Annotated in this window: 13 protein-coding genes; all 13 read left to right on the top strand. The window is 66.1% G+C overall.

What is annotated here, in order from left to right:
- Nucleotide 1 precedes the first annotated feature (1 nt).
- Nucleotides 2-1,135, top strand: a complete 1,134-nt coding sequence (locus tag ATO6_RS03010; protein ID WP_088622448.1) for a CaiB/BaiF CoA-transferase family protein — start codon at nucleotides 2-4, stop codon at nucleotides 1,133-1,135.
- Nucleotides 1,132-2,124 (top strand): NADPH:quinone oxidoreductase family protein, encoded by a 993-nt coding sequence (locus ATO6_RS03005; RefSeq protein WP_088622447.1) that lies wholly within the window; start codon nucleotides 1,132-1,134, stop codon nucleotides 2,122-2,124. Before ATO6_RS03010 ends, ATO6_RS03005 begins: the two co-directional genes overlap by 4 nt.
- A gap of 6 nt (nucleotides 2,125-2,130) precedes the next feature.
- Nucleotides 2,131-3,564 carry a 3-hydroxyacyl-CoA dehydrogenase NAD-binding domain-containing protein gene (locus ATO6_RS03000; protein WP_088622446.1) on the top strand — a complete coding sequence of 478 codons (1,434 nt, stop codon included), beginning with the start codon at nucleotides 2,131-2,133 and terminating at the stop codon, nucleotides 3,562-3,564.
- 197 nt (nucleotides 3,565-3,761) lie between these two features.
- A complete protein-coding gene (locus ATO6_RS02995) occupies nucleotides 3,762-4,973 on the top strand; it encodes a CaiB/BaiF CoA-transferase family protein (protein ID WP_088622445.1) in 1,212 nt (403 codons plus the stop codon).
- A 27-nt stretch (nucleotides 4,974-5,000) separates the two neighbouring features.
- Nucleotides 5,001-5,561 carry a TRAP transporter small permease gene (locus ATO6_RS02990; protein WP_088622444.1) on the top strand — a complete coding sequence of 187 codons (561 nt, stop codon included), beginning with the start codon at nucleotides 5,001-5,003 and terminating at the stop codon, nucleotides 5,559-5,561.
- Nucleotides 5,562-5,563: 2 nt separating this feature from the next.
- Nucleotides 5,564-6,871 (top strand): TRAP transporter large permease, encoded by a 1,308-nt coding sequence (locus ATO6_RS02985; RefSeq protein ID WP_088622443.1) that lies wholly within the window; start codon nucleotides 5,564-5,566, stop codon nucleotides 6,869-6,871.
- Nucleotides 6,872-6,925: 54 nt separating this feature from the next.
- Nucleotides 6,926-8,038, top strand: a complete 1,113-nt coding sequence (locus tag ATO6_RS02980) for a C4-dicarboxylate TRAP transporter substrate-binding protein (protein ID WP_088622442.1) — start codon at nucleotides 6,926-6,928, stop codon at nucleotides 8,036-8,038.
- Between the two features lie 268 nt (nucleotides 8,039-8,306).
- The gene (locus tag ATO6_RS02975; protein ID WP_141101921.1) at nucleotides 8,307-8,804 is read left to right on the top strand and encodes a TRAP transporter small permease; all 498 of its coding nucleotides are present in this window, start codon (nucleotides 8,307-8,309) and stop codon (nucleotides 8,802-8,804) included.
- Nucleotides 8,801-10,111, top strand: coding sequence for a TRAP transporter large permease (locus ATO6_RS02970; protein WP_088622440.1), 1,311 nt, complete (start codon nucleotides 8,801-8,803; stop codon nucleotides 10,109-10,111). The genes ATO6_RS02975 and ATO6_RS02970 overlap by 4 nt, the downstream gene beginning before the upstream one ends.
- 84 nt (nucleotides 10,112-10,195) lie before the next feature.
- Nucleotides 10,196-11,311, top strand: coding sequence for a C4-dicarboxylate TRAP transporter substrate-binding protein (locus ATO6_RS02965; protein ID WP_088622439.1), 1,116 nt, complete (start codon nucleotides 10,196-10,198; stop codon nucleotides 11,309-11,311).
- A gap of 67 nt (nucleotides 11,312-11,378) precedes the next feature.
- Nucleotides 11,379-12,569, top strand: coding sequence for a CaiB/BaiF CoA-transferase family protein (locus tag ATO6_RS02960; protein ID WP_176440805.1), 1,191 nt, complete (start codon nucleotides 11,379-11,381; stop codon nucleotides 12,567-12,569).
- A gap of 206 nt (nucleotides 12,570-12,775) precedes the next feature.
- On the top strand, nucleotides 12,776-13,558 hold the full coding sequence (locus ATO6_RS02955; RefSeq protein WP_088622437.1) for an enoyl-CoA hydratase/isomerase family protein: 783 nt from the start codon (nucleotides 12,776-12,778) through the stop codon (nucleotides 13,556-13,558).
- Nucleotides 13,559-13,598: 40 nt separating this feature from the next.
- On the top strand, nucleotides 13,599-14,420 hold the full coding sequence (locus ATO6_RS02950; protein ID WP_217898963.1) for an SDR family oxidoreductase: 822 nt from the start codon (nucleotides 13,599-13,601) through the stop codon (nucleotides 14,418-14,420).

The following is a 14,420-nucleotide window of genomic DNA, read 5'->3' as shown; positions in this document are numbered from 1 at the left end:
CATGTCTGGCGCCCTGAGCGGACTGCGCGTCCTCGACTTCTCGACCCTCCTGCCGGGACCGATGGCGACCCTGTTCCTTGCCGAGGCAGGGGCCGAGGTCATCAAGATCGAACGCCCCGGCAGCGGCGACGAGATGCGCAGCTACGTGCCCCGCTGGGGCGATGACAGCGCGAACTTCAACATCCTGAACCGGGGCAAGAAGAGCATCGCGCTGGACCTGAAGTCCGAAGCGGGCCGCGCGCAGCTGATGCCGCTGATCGAGGGCGCGGACATCATCGTGGAACAGTTCCGCCCCGGCGTCATGGCGCGGCTCGGTCTGTCCTATGACGACGTGCGCGCGATCCGGCCGGGCATCATCTATTGCTCGATCTCCGGCTACGGACAGTCCGGCCCCCGCGCGCTGCGGGCCGGGCACGACCTGAACTACCAGGGCGATGTCGGTCTGCTGGCGCTCAGCTACGGCGCGCCGCAGGCACCGGTCGTCCCCGCCGCGCTGATCGCGGACATTGCGGGCGGATGCTACCCGGCGCTGGTCAACATCCTGATGGCCCTGCGCCAGCGGGACCAGACGGGCGAGGGGGCCTATATCGACATCGCGATGGCCGAGACGATCTTTCCGTTCCTCTATTCCGCGATGGCCGAGGGTCAGGTGTCGGGCGACTTTCCCGGCAACGGGGACAGCATGACGACCGGTGCCTCGCCGCGCTACCGGCTCTATCCCACGTCGGACGGCCGCATCCTCGCCGCCGCGCCGCTGGAACAGAAATTCTGGGAAAGCTTCTGCGAGGCGATCGGGCTGGAGCCCGCGCTGCGCGACGACACCCGCGACCCCGAGGCGACGGGCCGTGGCGTGGCCGCGATCATCGCCAGCCGGCCCGCCTCGGAATGGGAGCCGGTGTTCGACGCCGCCGACTGCTGCTGCAGCATCGTCCGGACGGTCGATGAGGCCATGCAGTGCGATCACTACCGCGCGCGGGGCCTCTTCGACCATACGCTGACCAATGCCGGGGGCGACCGCATCACCGCGCTTCCCCTGCCGATTGCGCCCGCTTTCCGCGCGGCACCGGGAGACATCCTGCCCGCGCCCGCGCTCGGCGCGCAGACCGGCGATCTGACCGGGGGAGACAAATCATGAAAGCCATCGTTGTCCGCGAATTCACCGATTACGGCGGGGCCGAACTGGCCGAGATGGCCGACCCCACGCCCGGACCGGGCGAAGTGGTCGTCGATCTGGAGGCGTCCGAGACCAACTTCCCTGACATTCTCTATATCGAGGGCAAGTATCAGAAGCTGCCGCCGTTCCCGTTCTCGCCCGGCCTTGCCGGAGCAGGGCACGTGTCGGCGCTTGGCGATGGCGTCGATATCCTGCGCGTCGGGCAAAAGGTCCTCGTCCTGCCGCAAATTGGCACCTTCGCCGAAAAGGTCGTGGCCCCGGCGTCCTTCTGCTTTCCGGTCCCTGACGCGATGTCCTGCGAAACGGCGGCGTCCTTCGGGCTCGTCTACCAGACCGCGTATTTCGCGCTGATGGATCGCGGTCAGTTCACGCCCGGCGACACGGTTCTGGTCCTCGGCGCGACGGGCGGTATCGGCATGGCGGCGGTGCAACTGGCCAAGGCGCTCGGCGCGTCGCAGGTGATCGCGGCCAGCAGGGGCGCGGCGAACGCGGAGTTCCTGCGCGAGCTCGGTGCCGACACGGTGGTCGATGTCTCCGGCGAGGACATGCGCGATGCGCTGAAGGATGGCGTGATGGCCGCCACGGACGGGCATGGCGCGGACGTGGTGATCGACCCGGTCGGCGGGGCGGTGTCCGCCGCCTCGATCCGCGCGATGGCGTGGTGCGGGCGGCTGGTCGTCGTCGGCTTCGCTTCGGGCGACATTCCGAAAATCGGGGCGAACTACCTGCTGGTCAAGAACATCTCGGCCAGCGGGATCCAGTGGACCGACTACCGCGCGCGGCAGCCGGAACGCGTTCATGCCGCGCAGGCCGAGATGTTCGACCTGTGGGCGCAGGGCAAGCTGTCACCGCGCATAACCGAGGTGCTGCCGCTGGCGGACTATGCCGTGGCGCTCAAGGCGCTGAACGAGGGCCGGGCGCGGGGCAAGATCATTCTGACGATAGGATAGGACGACATGACCACCAACGCGACTGCACTCGGCACGGACCGGACCATCGGCGTGATCGGCGCCGGAACGATGGGCGCGGGGATCGCGCAGCTTGCGGCCGCGAACGGTCATCCCGTCCTGCTCTACGATGCCTTCGAAGGCGCGGCCGAGAAAGGCAAGGCACGGATCGCCAAGGGCCTGAACGGTCTGGTGGCACGCGGCAAGATGACCGATGCGGATGTCGAGGCGCTGGTCGGGCGGATCACCATCGCTTCGGCCCCCGAGGACCTGTCTGGCGTCGCCATGGTGGTCGAGGCCATCGTCGAGAACCTCGAAGTGAAGCGGTCGCTGTTCGGCCAGCTTGAGGGGATCGTGGCGGAGGACACCATCCTCGCCAGCAACACCTCGTCGATCTCGCTGACCGCCATCGCCCGCGACCTGAAGCGGCCCGAGCGGTTCGTGGGGATGCACTTCTTTAACCCCGCGCCGGTGATGAAACTGGTCGAAGTGATCTCGGGCGTCGCAACCGCGCCCGAAGTGGCCGCCATCGTTTTCGCCACCGCCGAGGCATGGGGCAAGATCGCGGTTCACGCGAAATCCACGCCCGGCTTCATCGTCAACCGCGTTGCGCGGCCCTATTACGCCGAAGCGCTGCGGCTCTACGAGGAGCAGGTGGCGGATCCGGCGACGCTGGACGCCCTGCTGACCGAAGGCGGCGGGTTCCGCATGGGGCCCTTCGCGCTGATCGACCTGATCGGGGCCGACGTGAACTACACTGTGAACCTGTCGGTGTTCGAAGCCTTCTATAACGAACCGCGCTTCCGCCCCTCGATCATTCAGCTTGAGCTGGTGAATTCCGGTCGCTTCGGGCGCAAGACCGGGCGGGGGTTCTACGACTATTCCGATGGGGCCGAGATGCCCCGTCCGGCGACTGTGTCGGCAGGTGACACCGCCGGGGCGGCGGACCTCGCCAGCGGGCGGATCGACGATGTCCTGATCATGACGACCCGCGGGCGGACCGCGCGGGCCGAGTCGCGCGATGCGGACCGACCCGTCATCCTGCACGACCTGTTCATCGAGGGGACGACGAAACGGCTGGGCTTCACCGTCTCGCCCGGCGTCTCGGACGAGGTGATCGCGCGTTTCGTCGCCGCGCTCAAGGTGCAGGGTGTGGCCGCCACCCGTCTGGTCGACTGGCCGGGGCTGGTGGTCATGCGCACCGTGGCGATGCTGGCCAACGAGGGCTTCGAGGCGGTGATGCAGGGTGTCGCCGACGAGGATGGCATCGACCTCGCCATGCGCTACGGCGTGAACTATCCCAAGGGTCCGGTCGCCTGGGCGCGCGAGATCGGGCTGGCGCGCGTGCTGAGTGTCCTCGACGCGCTACATACGGCCACCGGCGATCCGCGCTATCGCGCCTCATTGCGCCTGCGGCTGGCGGCCGAGGCACTCGAAGACTGAGATCACGACTGTTTAGAAGCCAGCTATGCGGGGGCGGCCTTGGTGCTGCCCCTTCTCTTTTTCGCACCTCAGAATGCGTCCGGTTGCACCCGACACCGTGCCGTGAGTGCCCGGTTTTTGGCACGTTGCTTGCTTCTTCACACGCGACCGGTTCGCGACCGGACCACATTTTGCGGATCAGACTGGAAGGACAGGGAATGACATCTAGCGCGGCGCCGAACGGACCCCTCAAGGGGTTGAAGATCGTGGATCTGACGTCGGTGGTTTTCGGTCCCTATTCGACACAGATCCTCTCCGACCTCGGCGCGGACGTCATCAAGGTGGAGTCTCCGGCCGGAGACATCATGCGCTTTGTCGGCAAGCACGGCGACAAGGGCATGGGCCCCGTCCACCTGAACGTGAACCGCGGCAAGAAGGTCATCACGCTGGATCTGAAAAAGCCCGACGCGCTGGCGGTCCTGCATGACCTGATCCGCGAGGCCGACGTGTTCGTCCACACGATGCGCCCCGCCGCCGCCGCGCGGTTGAAGATCGGCTATGACGACCTGCGCGAGATCAATCCCTCGCTGATCTACGCCGGGGCCTACGGCTTTGCCGCCGACGGTCCCTATGCCGCGAAGCCGGCCTATGACGACATCATCCAGGGCCTGTCTGGATTTGCCGCGCTGAACGCGCACCTGGTGGGCGAGCCGCGGTTCGTGCCCAACGTCATCAACGACAAGATCTGCAGCCTCGTGCTGACCTACTCGATCCTCGCCGCCGCCTATCACCGGCAGGCCACGGGCGAAGGGCAGGCGATCGAGGTGCCGATGTTCGAATCCTCGGTCCAGTTCCTGCTGGTCGAGCATCTGGGCGACCGTACCTTCGGCAAGGACGAGCCGCCGGGATACGCCCGAGTGCTGTCGCAGCTGCGCAAGCCGCACAAGACGCAGGACGGCTACCTTTGCGTGCTGCCCTACCACGACAAGAACTGGGCCGACTTCTTTCGCATCGTCGGCCGCCCGGACCTGATCGAGGACGCGCGGTTCTCGAGCCATGCCGCCCGCAGCGCGAATTACGAGGTGCTCTATTCCATGCTCTCGGACTTCATCGCGGAACGCCCCTCGGCGTTCTGGCTGGAGACGCTGGCCGAGCACAACATCCCGGTCGCCAAGGTGCAGGACCTCGAGGATCTGTTCGAGGACGAGCATCTGAACGCGGTCAACTTCTTCACCGAAGTGGACCATCCCGACAGCGGCAAGATCCTCGCCACCCGGCAGAGCGTCAATTTCTCGGCCACGCCGCCGCGGATCGGCGGACCTGCCGGACGGATGGGTGCGCACACGGTCGAGGTGCTCAAGGGCCTTGGATACGACGACGAGAAGATCGGCAGGCTGCTGGACGATGGGAGCGTCCGGCAGGCGGACTGACATGACTGCAGAGCAGGGGGGAGTGTGATGCAACAGACCACGGGCGCCGAGGGAACCGGCGTGATCTGGAAGGCGACGCGGCGGTTGACGGATCTGTTCATCTTGATCGCCGGGATCGGCCTGTTCCTGATGATGATCCATGTCGTCATCGACGTCATCGCGCGCGCGCTGTTCCGCGTCGCGCTGCCGGGCACGATCGAGGTCGTGTCCTCCTACTACATGGTGATGGCCGTGTTCCTGCCGCTGGCGATGGTCCAGCGGCGGCACGCGCATATCATGGTCAGCCTGTTCACCGAATGGATGTCGCCCCGCGCCGTCCACCGGCTGGACACCGTCGTGCGCGTCGTTTTCGCGCTGGCTGCCATCGGCTTCGTTCTCGTGACCGGCGGGGTCGCGATCGAAAAGACCGAGATCGAGGAAAAGATCGTCACGCCGGACGGCTTCGTCCTGATCTGGCTGTCGCGCTGGCTGCTGCCGATCAGCGCGTCGCTGCTGGCGATCGTGCTGTTGTGCCAGGCCGCCGGACTGGCCGGGGCGCGTGGCGGGCAGGGCGATCCTGAAAATCACAACGACGAAAGCGGAGCCTGATCATGAGCGCGATGACCATCGGCCTTGTCGGCCTCGGCAGCCTTATCGTGCTGCTTGCCGTGCGCATTCCCGTGGGCCTTGCCCTTGCGCTCGTGTCGTTCTTCGGCGTGCTGGCGATCCGCGACATCAACGCGGCCATCGGCATGGTGAAATCCATGCCCTACGATTTTGTCGCGCACTGGTCGCTGTCGGCGATCCCGCTGTTCCTGCTGATGGGGAACATCGCCTACAACACCGGGATCACCGAGGCGCTGTTCGTGGTGATGCGCCGGCTTGTGCGCAAGCTGCCCGGCGGTCTGGTCATCGCGACCAACCTCGCCGGTGCGGGCTTCGCGGCCGTGTCGGGGTCGAGCATGGCCACCGCGGCGGCACTTGGCCGGATCGCGGCGCCCGAGATGCTGAAGGTCGGCTATCAGCCCGCCCTCGCCGGGGGCGCCATCGCGGCGACCGGCACGCTCGGGGCGCTGATCCCGCCCAGCATCCTGATGGTGCTGTTTGCCGTCTTCGCGCAGGTCTCGGTCGGCCAGATGCTGATCGCCGGGATCCTGCCGGGCCTGCTGACCGTCGCGGTCTATATCGGCATGGTGTCGCTGCGCTGCTGGCTGGACCCCAGCATCGCGCCCCGGTCCGAACTCGACAGCAACGATGCCGAATACCGGGCCGCCGCGCGCCGTGTCTGGCCGCTGCCGGTGATTTCGATCCTGGTTCTGGGCGGCATCTACGGCGGATTCTTCACCTCGACCGAGGCCGCGGCCTTTGGCGCCTTCTTCACCCTGCTGGTGACGATGGTGCAGCGGTCGCTGACGATGACGGCCCTTTGGAACAGCGTCGTGGAGACGCTGGAAAGCACCGCCGCGATCTTCTTCGTCGCGGTCGGTGCGATGTTCCTGACCCGGTTCCTCGCGCTCAGCGGCCTGCCGTTCCATATCTCGGGCTGGATCGACGACTGGAGCCCGGAGCCCCTGACGCTGGTGCTGCTGGCCTGCCTCGTGTTCCTCGTGCTGGGCATGTTCCTCGACGCGATCGGGCTGATGCTGCTGACCCTTCCGGTCATGCTGCCGATCTTCCGGTCCTACGACATGGACATCATCTGGATCGGCGTCCTCGTCGTGAAGCTGGTCGAGATCGGGCTGATGACGCCGCCGGTCGGACTGAACGTCTACGTCGTCAAGGGCGTGATGGGGAACACCGTGTCGCTGGACAAGCTGTTCAGGGGGGTCGCGTGGTTCCTCGGGGCCGAGATCGTGATCATGGCGCTGCTCATCGCGTTTCCGTCCATCAGCACCTTCCTTGTGACTTTCATGCGCTAGACCATCCCGCCCGGTCCTGCGCCGGGCGGCCCATCAATCAACGGAGGAGAGAAAATGAAACATCTGAAAACATACGCGTCCGTTCTGACGCTTGCGGTCGCCTCGATCGGTTCCGCGGCACAGGCGACCGACCTGATCTACGGCAGCTACCTGTCGCCCGAGCATGGCAACAACAAGTTCGGGATGGAGCGCTTCATGGAAGAGGCCAAGGCGGTCTCCGAAGGATCGCTGAGCTTCCAGTTCATTCCCGGTGGCGCGCTGGTCGGGGCCAAGACCACACTGGAAGGCATCCGCGACGGGATCGTCGACGGCGGGATCGTCGTGTCGCTCTACCATGCGTCGGACCTGCCCTATAACTCGGTCATCACCAACCTGACGGCCTTCGGTGGTGACGCCGCCGTCGTCGCCGGTGCGACCAACGAGACGACGCTCCTGAACTGCCCGCAGTGCATGGAAGAATGGGCGAACTGGAACGTGAAGCACCTCGGGGCCTATTCGACCTCGATGTACAAGCTGCTGTGCGCCAAGGAAGTGACCAGCATCGAGGACATCCAGGGCTGGCGCATCCGCGCGGCCGGCGCGACGGGCCGTTGGGTCAATCACCTGGGCGCGACGCCGGTGAACATCCCGGTCACCGACACCTACGAGGCGCTGCAGCGCGGCCAGGTCGAATGCACGGTCGGTTCGCTGAGCTGGCTCAAGACCTTCTCGCTCGGCGACGTGGCGAAATACGTCTACGACCTGCCGTCGGGCGCGTATTTCGGCGGCAGCATCGCGAACATCAACACCAACCGGTGGGAGTCGCTGTCGGACATCGAGAAGAAGGCGATCATCGCCGCGGCCCCCAAGGCCGTCTCGGGCGCGACCGTCATGGGCTATATCGGCGATGACGTCGAATATGCCGAAACCGGCGCCGCCGCGGATGGCATCACCATCAACACGCCGTCCGAGGAAGAGATGGCCATGGTCGACGAATACCGCAAGACCGAGGCCGATCTGGTCATCAAGATGGCGCAGGACGCGGGCATCGAAGGCGCCGAGGAGATCGTGAACGCGTTCCTTGCCAACCTCGAGAAGTGGGAGGGCATCATCGCCGAGATCGGACACGATCCGGCGAAATACGAGGAAGCCCTGCAGCGCGAGATCTACTCCAAACTGGACATGTGATCCCAGCACCAGACGTGGCCGGCGGCAGGATTTGCCGCCGGCCTTTTCGTGTCCGCCGTCCGGCCGGCACATAAAATAATTGTTATCTGGCAACCGATTTTCCGCGGGTCCGAGTTTTGGCCCGCCGTTTGCAAATGAACGGGTGACCGCCACGCGCAACAGCGTGTCCGGGCAGAACGACAACGTGGAGGACAAGGATGCTGCGCAGCGAAACGACAGGGGACCACGCGACCGGATCGGCGCGACCCGGAACCGGGAGCATGGTCCAATGAAAGCGCTGGACCGCATCCTTTCCGGCATCAGCACGGTCACAGGCGTGATCGCCGGCATCTGCCTGATGCTCATGCTGGCCCTGATCATGGCCGACGTCTCGGCCAAGTACCTGTTCCACATGCCGATCACCGGCACGCTGGAAATCGTGTCCTACTACTTCATGCCGATCGCGGTGTATCTCGCGCTGCCCTATGTGGAGCGGTCGGGCGAACACATCTCGGTGCCGCTGGTGACCGACCTGCTGCCCGTCCGGGTGCGCGACATCCTTTCGATCCTCGTCGCCCTGTTCAGCGCCGCCTACCTGCTGGTCGTCGCGTGGGCCTGCGGTGAAAAGGCCGCCGCGCTGATGCGCACCGGCGAAGAAGTCGGGCTCATCTATTTCGACCTCATCATATGGCCGCCCCGCTGGCTGGTGCCGATCGCCTTCGTGCTGATGGCCATCCAGATCGTCCACGGCGCATTCAAGAAAGACAGCGAGGCTCAGGCACAATGACCCCTCTGGTTATCGGATTTCTGTCCCTCGGGGGGCTGCTGGTTCTGCTTGCCATGCGCGTGCATGTCGGCATCGCGCTCGGCGCCGTGTCGCTGCTCGGTATGTGGGCGATCCGCGGGCCCAAGGCCGCCGTCGCCGCCGTCGCGGACCTGCCCTATCACTTCGTCGCCCACTGGACGCTCAGCGCCGTGCCGCTGTTCCTGCTGATGGGGGCCATCGTCTTTCACACCGGCCTGACGTCCAGCCTGTATACCGCCGCGCGGAACTGGCTGAACTTCCTGCCCGGCGGGCTGGCCATCGCCACCAACGCCGCCGGTGCGGGCTTTGCCGCCGTGTCGGGGTCGAGCCTGGCCACCGCCGCCGCCATCGGCCGGATCGCCATCCCCGAGATGCTGCGCGCGAAATACGACCCCGGCCTGACCGCCGCCGTCGTCGCGGCCAGCGGCACCATCGGGTCACTGATCCCGCCAAGTATCCTGCTGGTGATCTACGGCACCTTCACGGAGCAGCCGATCGGCGAGTTGCTGATCGCCGGCATCCTGCCGGGCCTGCTGACCGCCGCCGTCTATACCGTCCTGATCCTGACGCGCTGCGTCGCGAACCCGAAGCTCGCGCCGAAGGTGCAGGAGACGGTGTCGTGGTCCGAAAAGTGGGCATCGCTGCGCGAAACCTGGCCGGTGCCGGTCCTGTTCTTCGCCGTGGTCGTCAGCATCTATGCGGGCATCGCGACCGCGACCGAGGCCGCCGCCGTCGGTGCCTTCGTCGCGCTGCTGATCGCCGTGTTCCAGCGCCGCCTGACCAAGAAGGCGATGTTCGAAAGCATCATGGAAGCAGTGACCTCCACCGGTTCGATCTTCTTCGTCGCCATGGGCGCGATCCTGCTGACCCGGCTTCTGGCGCTCAGCGGCATCCCGTTCTGGATGGTGCAGCAGCTCAACGCGTCCGAAGTCGATCCGCTCGTCTTCCTGCTGGGCGTGTCGATCATCTACTTCATCCTCGGCATGTTCCTCGATCCGATCGGCCTGATGCTGGTGACGCTGCCGGTGCTCTACCCGCTGTTCGAAGCGATGGACATGAACCTGATCTGGGTCGGCATCCTCGTCATCAAGTATCTCGAGATCGGCCTGCTCACGCCGCCGGTCGGCCTGAACGTCTACGTCGTCAAGGGCGTGGCAGGCGACCGGATCGCGCTCGGCACGATCTTCAAGGGCGTGACCTGGTTCCTGCTGGCCGAGCTCGTCGTCCTGACCCTGCTGATAAGCTTCCCGGCCATTTCGCTCTGGCTGCCAAGCTTGATCGTCAAATGAACCGGTGACCGCCGGGCGGGCCATCTGCCCGGCGCAACGCCAGTCTCTCAACGCAGCACCGCTGCACTTACTGGAGGAAACTAAGTGAAGACCAACTCAGGAAAAATCGCAGCCGCGGCCCTTCTGGCCGCAAGCGCACTCACCGCCGCACCGGCGATGGCGCAGAACCTGCAATACGCGAACTACCTGCCGCCGACCCACCCCAGCAACGTCTTCGCGCTGGAGCCGATGTTCAAGGCGCTGGAAGAAAAGAGCGGCGGCAGCCTGAAGATCACCCTGCAGGCCGGTGGCGCACTTGCCGGGGCCAAGGACACGCTGTCCGCGATCGACACCAGCCTGATCGACGGCGGCTTCATCGTGTCGGTCTATGTCCCGAACGAAATCCCGCTGAACACCACCATGTCCGACATGGCGATGCTGATGGAAGATCCCGTCACCATGGTCGGCGCGCTGAACGAGACCGTTCTGCTGGGCTGCCCGTCCTGCCTCGAGGAATACCAGGGCCACAACGTGACCTACCTCGGCGCCTATGCGACGACGCCCTACAACCTGATGTGCAAGGACCCGGTCAGCACGCTGTCCGACATCCAGGGCCTCAAGATCCGCTCTGCCGGTGACGTCTATGGCCGCTGGATCGCCGAAATGGGCGGCGTGCCGGTGAACGTCGCGAACTCCGAAGCCTACGAGGCCATGCAGCGCGGTCAGCTCGACTGCGTCTACGGCTCCGTCGGCTGGCTGAAGTCGCTGTCGCTCTGGGACGTGTCCAAGCACGTGCTGCGTCAGGACATGGGTGCGTTTGGCGGCGGTGCTCTGATCGCCTTCAACTCCGACACCTGGGAAGGCCTGAGCGACGAGGCGCGCGCCATGATCACGGACGAGGTTCCGGCGGCACTGGCACGGCTGGCCATCGGCTACGCGGAAGAGGATGAAGAGGCGATTGCCGAAGCGTCCGAACACGGCGTGACCGTCAACGGCAAGGACCCGGAGCTGGGCGCCCTGCTGGCCGAGTACCAGAAATCGGAAATCGAGTCGGCGGTCGCCGAAGCGGAAGAGCGCGGCGCGGAGAATGCGCAGGCGCTGGCCGACACCTTCGTCGCGAACCTCGCGAAATGGAAGAAGATCTCGGACGAGGCCGGTGGCGACGTCGCCAAAGTCGAAGAGGCCCTGCGCCGCGAGATCTACTCCAAGCTGGGCAACTGATACCGGCCGCATATGATCAGTCCGGGCGCGTCCATACGCGCCCGGATTTCACGGGAGGGAAATGGAAATGACTAAGTCGGAAGCCTTGACCGGGGTGCGCGTCTACGACGCCAGCCAGGGGGTCGCGGGCCCCCATGCCGCGATGCTGATGGCGCTGAACGGCGCCGACGTGATCAAGGTCGAACCGCCGGGCGGCGACTGGGGTCGTGTGCTTGGCCGTCGCGAGAATTTCCAGACCATCCACTTCTTTGCCTTCAACCGCGCCAAGCGGTCCATCGTCATCGACATGTCCCGTCCCGAGGGCCGTGACCTGAGCGCACAGCTTGCCGGCACCTGCGACGTCTTCGTCGAAAGCTTCCGCCCCGGCGTCGCCAAGCGGATCGGGCTGGGCTACGACGTTCTGTCCAAGGACAATCCGGGGCTGGTCTACCTGTCCGTCTCGGGCTTTGGCCAGGTCGGGCCCTACCGCGAACGGCCCGGCGTCGACGGGCTGCTGCAGGCCTATTCCGGGATGATGATCATGAACGGGGGCGAGGGCCCGCCGTTCCGCCAGAACATCATCGCCATCGACATCATGACCGGCGTCTACGGCTTCTCCGCCATCTGCGCCGCCCTGATGCGCCGCGAGAAGACGGGGCAGGGCAGCTATCTGGATGTCAACCTGATGCAGAGCGCCGCGGCCTTTCAGGCGGCCAAGATCATGGAATTCCACGACGAAGGCGGCAACCCGCCCCCGCTCTACACCCCCTCGGGCATCTTCGAGGCGTCCGACGGCCATATCCTCGTCAGCGCGATGCGCGATGCGCATTACACCGCGCTCTGCGACGTGGTCGGACGCCCGGATCTCGCGACTTCGCCGCTCTACGCCGACATCCCGTCGCGCAACGCAAACGCCAAGAGCCTCGTGGCCGAGCTGAAGGCCGAGTTCGTCAAGCAGACCTCGGTCTTCTGGATCGAGCGGCTGCTTGCGGCGGGCGTGATGGCCGAGAAGGTGAACAGTTACGGCGACTGGCTGGAGGACGAACATGCGCAGGCGGTCAACGCCTACGAATGGGTCGACCATCCGGACTTCGGTCGCCTGCCGGTCGCGAACATTCCCGGCATCACACCCCTGCGCGACACGCAGGACCGCACCACCGCGCCCGATCCGGGCCAGCACACCCGTGACATCCTCGGCGGTTTCGACCTGTCCGACGACACGGTCGAAAAGCTGATCGCGGACGGCATCGTGCAGCAGCTGGACACCTCCGGCCGCTGACACTCTCCCGGTCGGATCCCTTCCTCCCATTCGGGGTCCGGCCACGACACGTAAGCGCTACCTCCCAGCGTGACGTGTTACTGCGTTCCCGCGTCGTTCGCCACGGCGGACCGCGGGGACGCTTTTTCCCTCACTCCGATCCTTGGAACTGGCACGGGAATTGCACCTGTCCGATCCGAAGAACGCGAAACCAGAGAGTAAGTCAGATGTCCGCAGAGATCGCACAACCGAGCGGTGAGGGCACCGTAAGCTGTGATGTCTCGGGCGCCGTCGCCACGATCACGCTGCGCCGCCCCGACCGGTTGAACGCGCTGTCGGGCCACATGCGCGCCGCCTTCGGGCGCGCGCTGGACGAGGTCGAAGCGGCGGACGGTGTCCGCGTCGTGCTGATCCGCGGCGAGGGCCGGGCCTTCTGCGCGGGCGGCGATCTGGACAGTTTCCCCTCGACCGCCTTCGGCTGGCGCGCGCGGCTCAGGATCGCGCAGGATCATCATGCGCGGATGGTGCGGTCCGACCTGATTTTCGTCGCCGCCGTTCAGGGTGCGGCGGCAGGCGGCGGTGCGTCTCTGGCGCTGGCCTCGGACATTCTGGTGATGGCCGAGGGCGCCAAGATCGTCTTTCCCTTCGTCCGTCTGGGCCTCGTGCCGGACGGCGGCGCATCGGTGCTGCTGACGGCCAAGCTGGGTCCGGCACTGGCCGCCGACCTGCTGCTGAGCGGCGGCACCATGACTGCCGCCGAGGCGAAGCAGGCCGGGCTGACCCGCCGGGTGGTGCCCGATGCGGACCTCGCCGACGCGGCCGAGACGCTGGCCGCCGACCTGGCCGCGATGCCGGACGGCGCGCTGGCGCTGACCAAGAACCTGATGCGCGGGGCATGGGCCGACCGCATGCAGGCGAGTTTTGATCACGAGGTGGACGCGATGGCCCTTGCCGCCGGTCTGCCGGGACATGCCGCGGCGCTGGCCGCCGCAACCAAGAAGGGGCGCTGAGCCTCGCAGGAATAGCGAAACTGGAGTTCGGAGTATGGGAATGGACACGACCAAGACGATGTTTGCAGAGAATTGCCTCGCCGGGCGGGTGGCCTTCGTGACGGGTGGCGCGTCGGGCATCGGGCTGGGCATTTCGCACACGCTGGCCGATGCCGGGGCAAAGGTCGTCGTCGCCAGCCGCAAGCTGGAGAATATCGAGAAGACCCGCGACGACATCATCGCCAAGGGCGGTCAGGCGATCGCCATCCAGCTGGATGTGCGTGACTACGACAGCGTGTCGCGCGCCGTGGAACAGACCGTGGCCGAGTTCGGCGGGCTGGACATCATGATCGCCAACGCCGCCGGCAACTTCGTCGCGCCGACCGCCGAGATGTCGGCGAATGCGTGGCGCACCGTGATCGACATCGACCTGAACGGCACGTTCCATTGCTGCCGCGCGGCCTATTCCGCGCTGAAGGCGTCGGAATTCGGCGGGCGGATCATCGCCATCTCGACCATGCGCGCGATGGAAGGCTGGCCGGGCTGCGCCCATGCAGGCGCCGCCAAGGCCGGGATCATGTCGCTGATGCGCAGCCTCGCGACCGAGTGGGGCCCGGACGGCATCCGCTGCAACACCGTGGCGCCGGGCCCGATCGACGGGACCGAGGGCGTGCGCCGCATCTACGAGGAAAAGGGCCGTCTGGCGACCGAGATCGCATCGGTCCCGCTGGGCCGGATGGGGCAGGTGTCGGATATCGCGAACGCGATCGTCTACCTCGCCGGTCCGGGCGGAGACTACATCACCGGCACCGATCTGGTCGTCGACGGCGGGCGTGACCGCAAGCGCGTGGTCGTGTCCCAGAACGCACCGGCCGTGGCCTGA

Source organism: Oceanicola sp. 22II-s10i (genome assembly GCF_002210105.1).
Lineage (GTDB): Bacteria > Pseudomonadota > Alphaproteobacteria > Rhodobacterales > Rhodobacteraceae > Pseudooceanicola.
The sequence above is the reverse complement of the archived record's forward strand: the minus strand, read 5'-3'. Positions and strand labels throughout refer to the sequence as shown.

Coding starts and splice junctions, on each gene's coding strand:
- ATO6_RS02980 (WP_088622442.1), top strand. CDS start 6,926: ATGAAACATCTGAAAACATACGCGTCCGTTCTGACGCTTGCGGTCGCC.
- ATO6_RS02950 (WP_217898963.1), top strand. CDS start 13,599: ATGGACACGACCAAGACGATGTTTGCAGAGAATTGCCTCGCCGGGCGG.
- ATO6_RS02955 (WP_088622437.1), top strand. CDS start 12,776: ATGTCCGCAGAGATCGCACAACCGAGCGGTGAGGGCACCGTAAGCTGT.
- ATO6_RS03010 (WP_088622448.1), top strand. CDS start 2: ATGTCTGGCGCCCTGAGCGGACTGCGCGTCCTCGACTTCTCGACCCTC.
- ATO6_RS02995 (WP_088622445.1), top strand. CDS start 3,762: ATGACATCTAGCGCGGCGCCGAACGGACCCCTCAAGGGGTTGAAGATC.
- ATO6_RS02960 (WP_176440805.1), top strand. CDS start 11,379: ATGACTAAGTCGGAAGCCTTGACCGGGGTGCGCGTCTACGACGCCAGC.
- ATO6_RS02990 (WP_088622444.1), top strand. CDS start 5,001: ATGCAACAGACCACGGGCGCCGAGGGAACCGGCGTGATCTGGAAGGCG.
- ATO6_RS02975 (WP_141101921.1), top strand. CDS start 8,307: ATGAAAGCGCTGGACCGCATCCTTTCCGGCATCAGCACGGTCACAGGC.
- ATO6_RS02970 (WP_088622440.1), top strand. CDS start 8,801: ATGACCCCTCTGGTTATCGGATTTCTGTCCCTCGGGGGGCTGCTGGTT.
- ATO6_RS03005 (WP_088622447.1), top strand. CDS start 1,132: ATGAAAGCCATCGTTGTCCGCGAATTCACCGATTACGGCGGGGCCGAA.
- ATO6_RS03000 (WP_088622446.1), top strand. CDS start 2,131: ATGACCACCAACGCGACTGCACTCGGCACGGACCGGACCATCGGCGTG.
- ATO6_RS02985 (WP_088622443.1), top strand. CDS start 5,564: ATGAGCGCGATGACCATCGGCCTTGTCGGCCTCGGCAGCCTTATCGTG.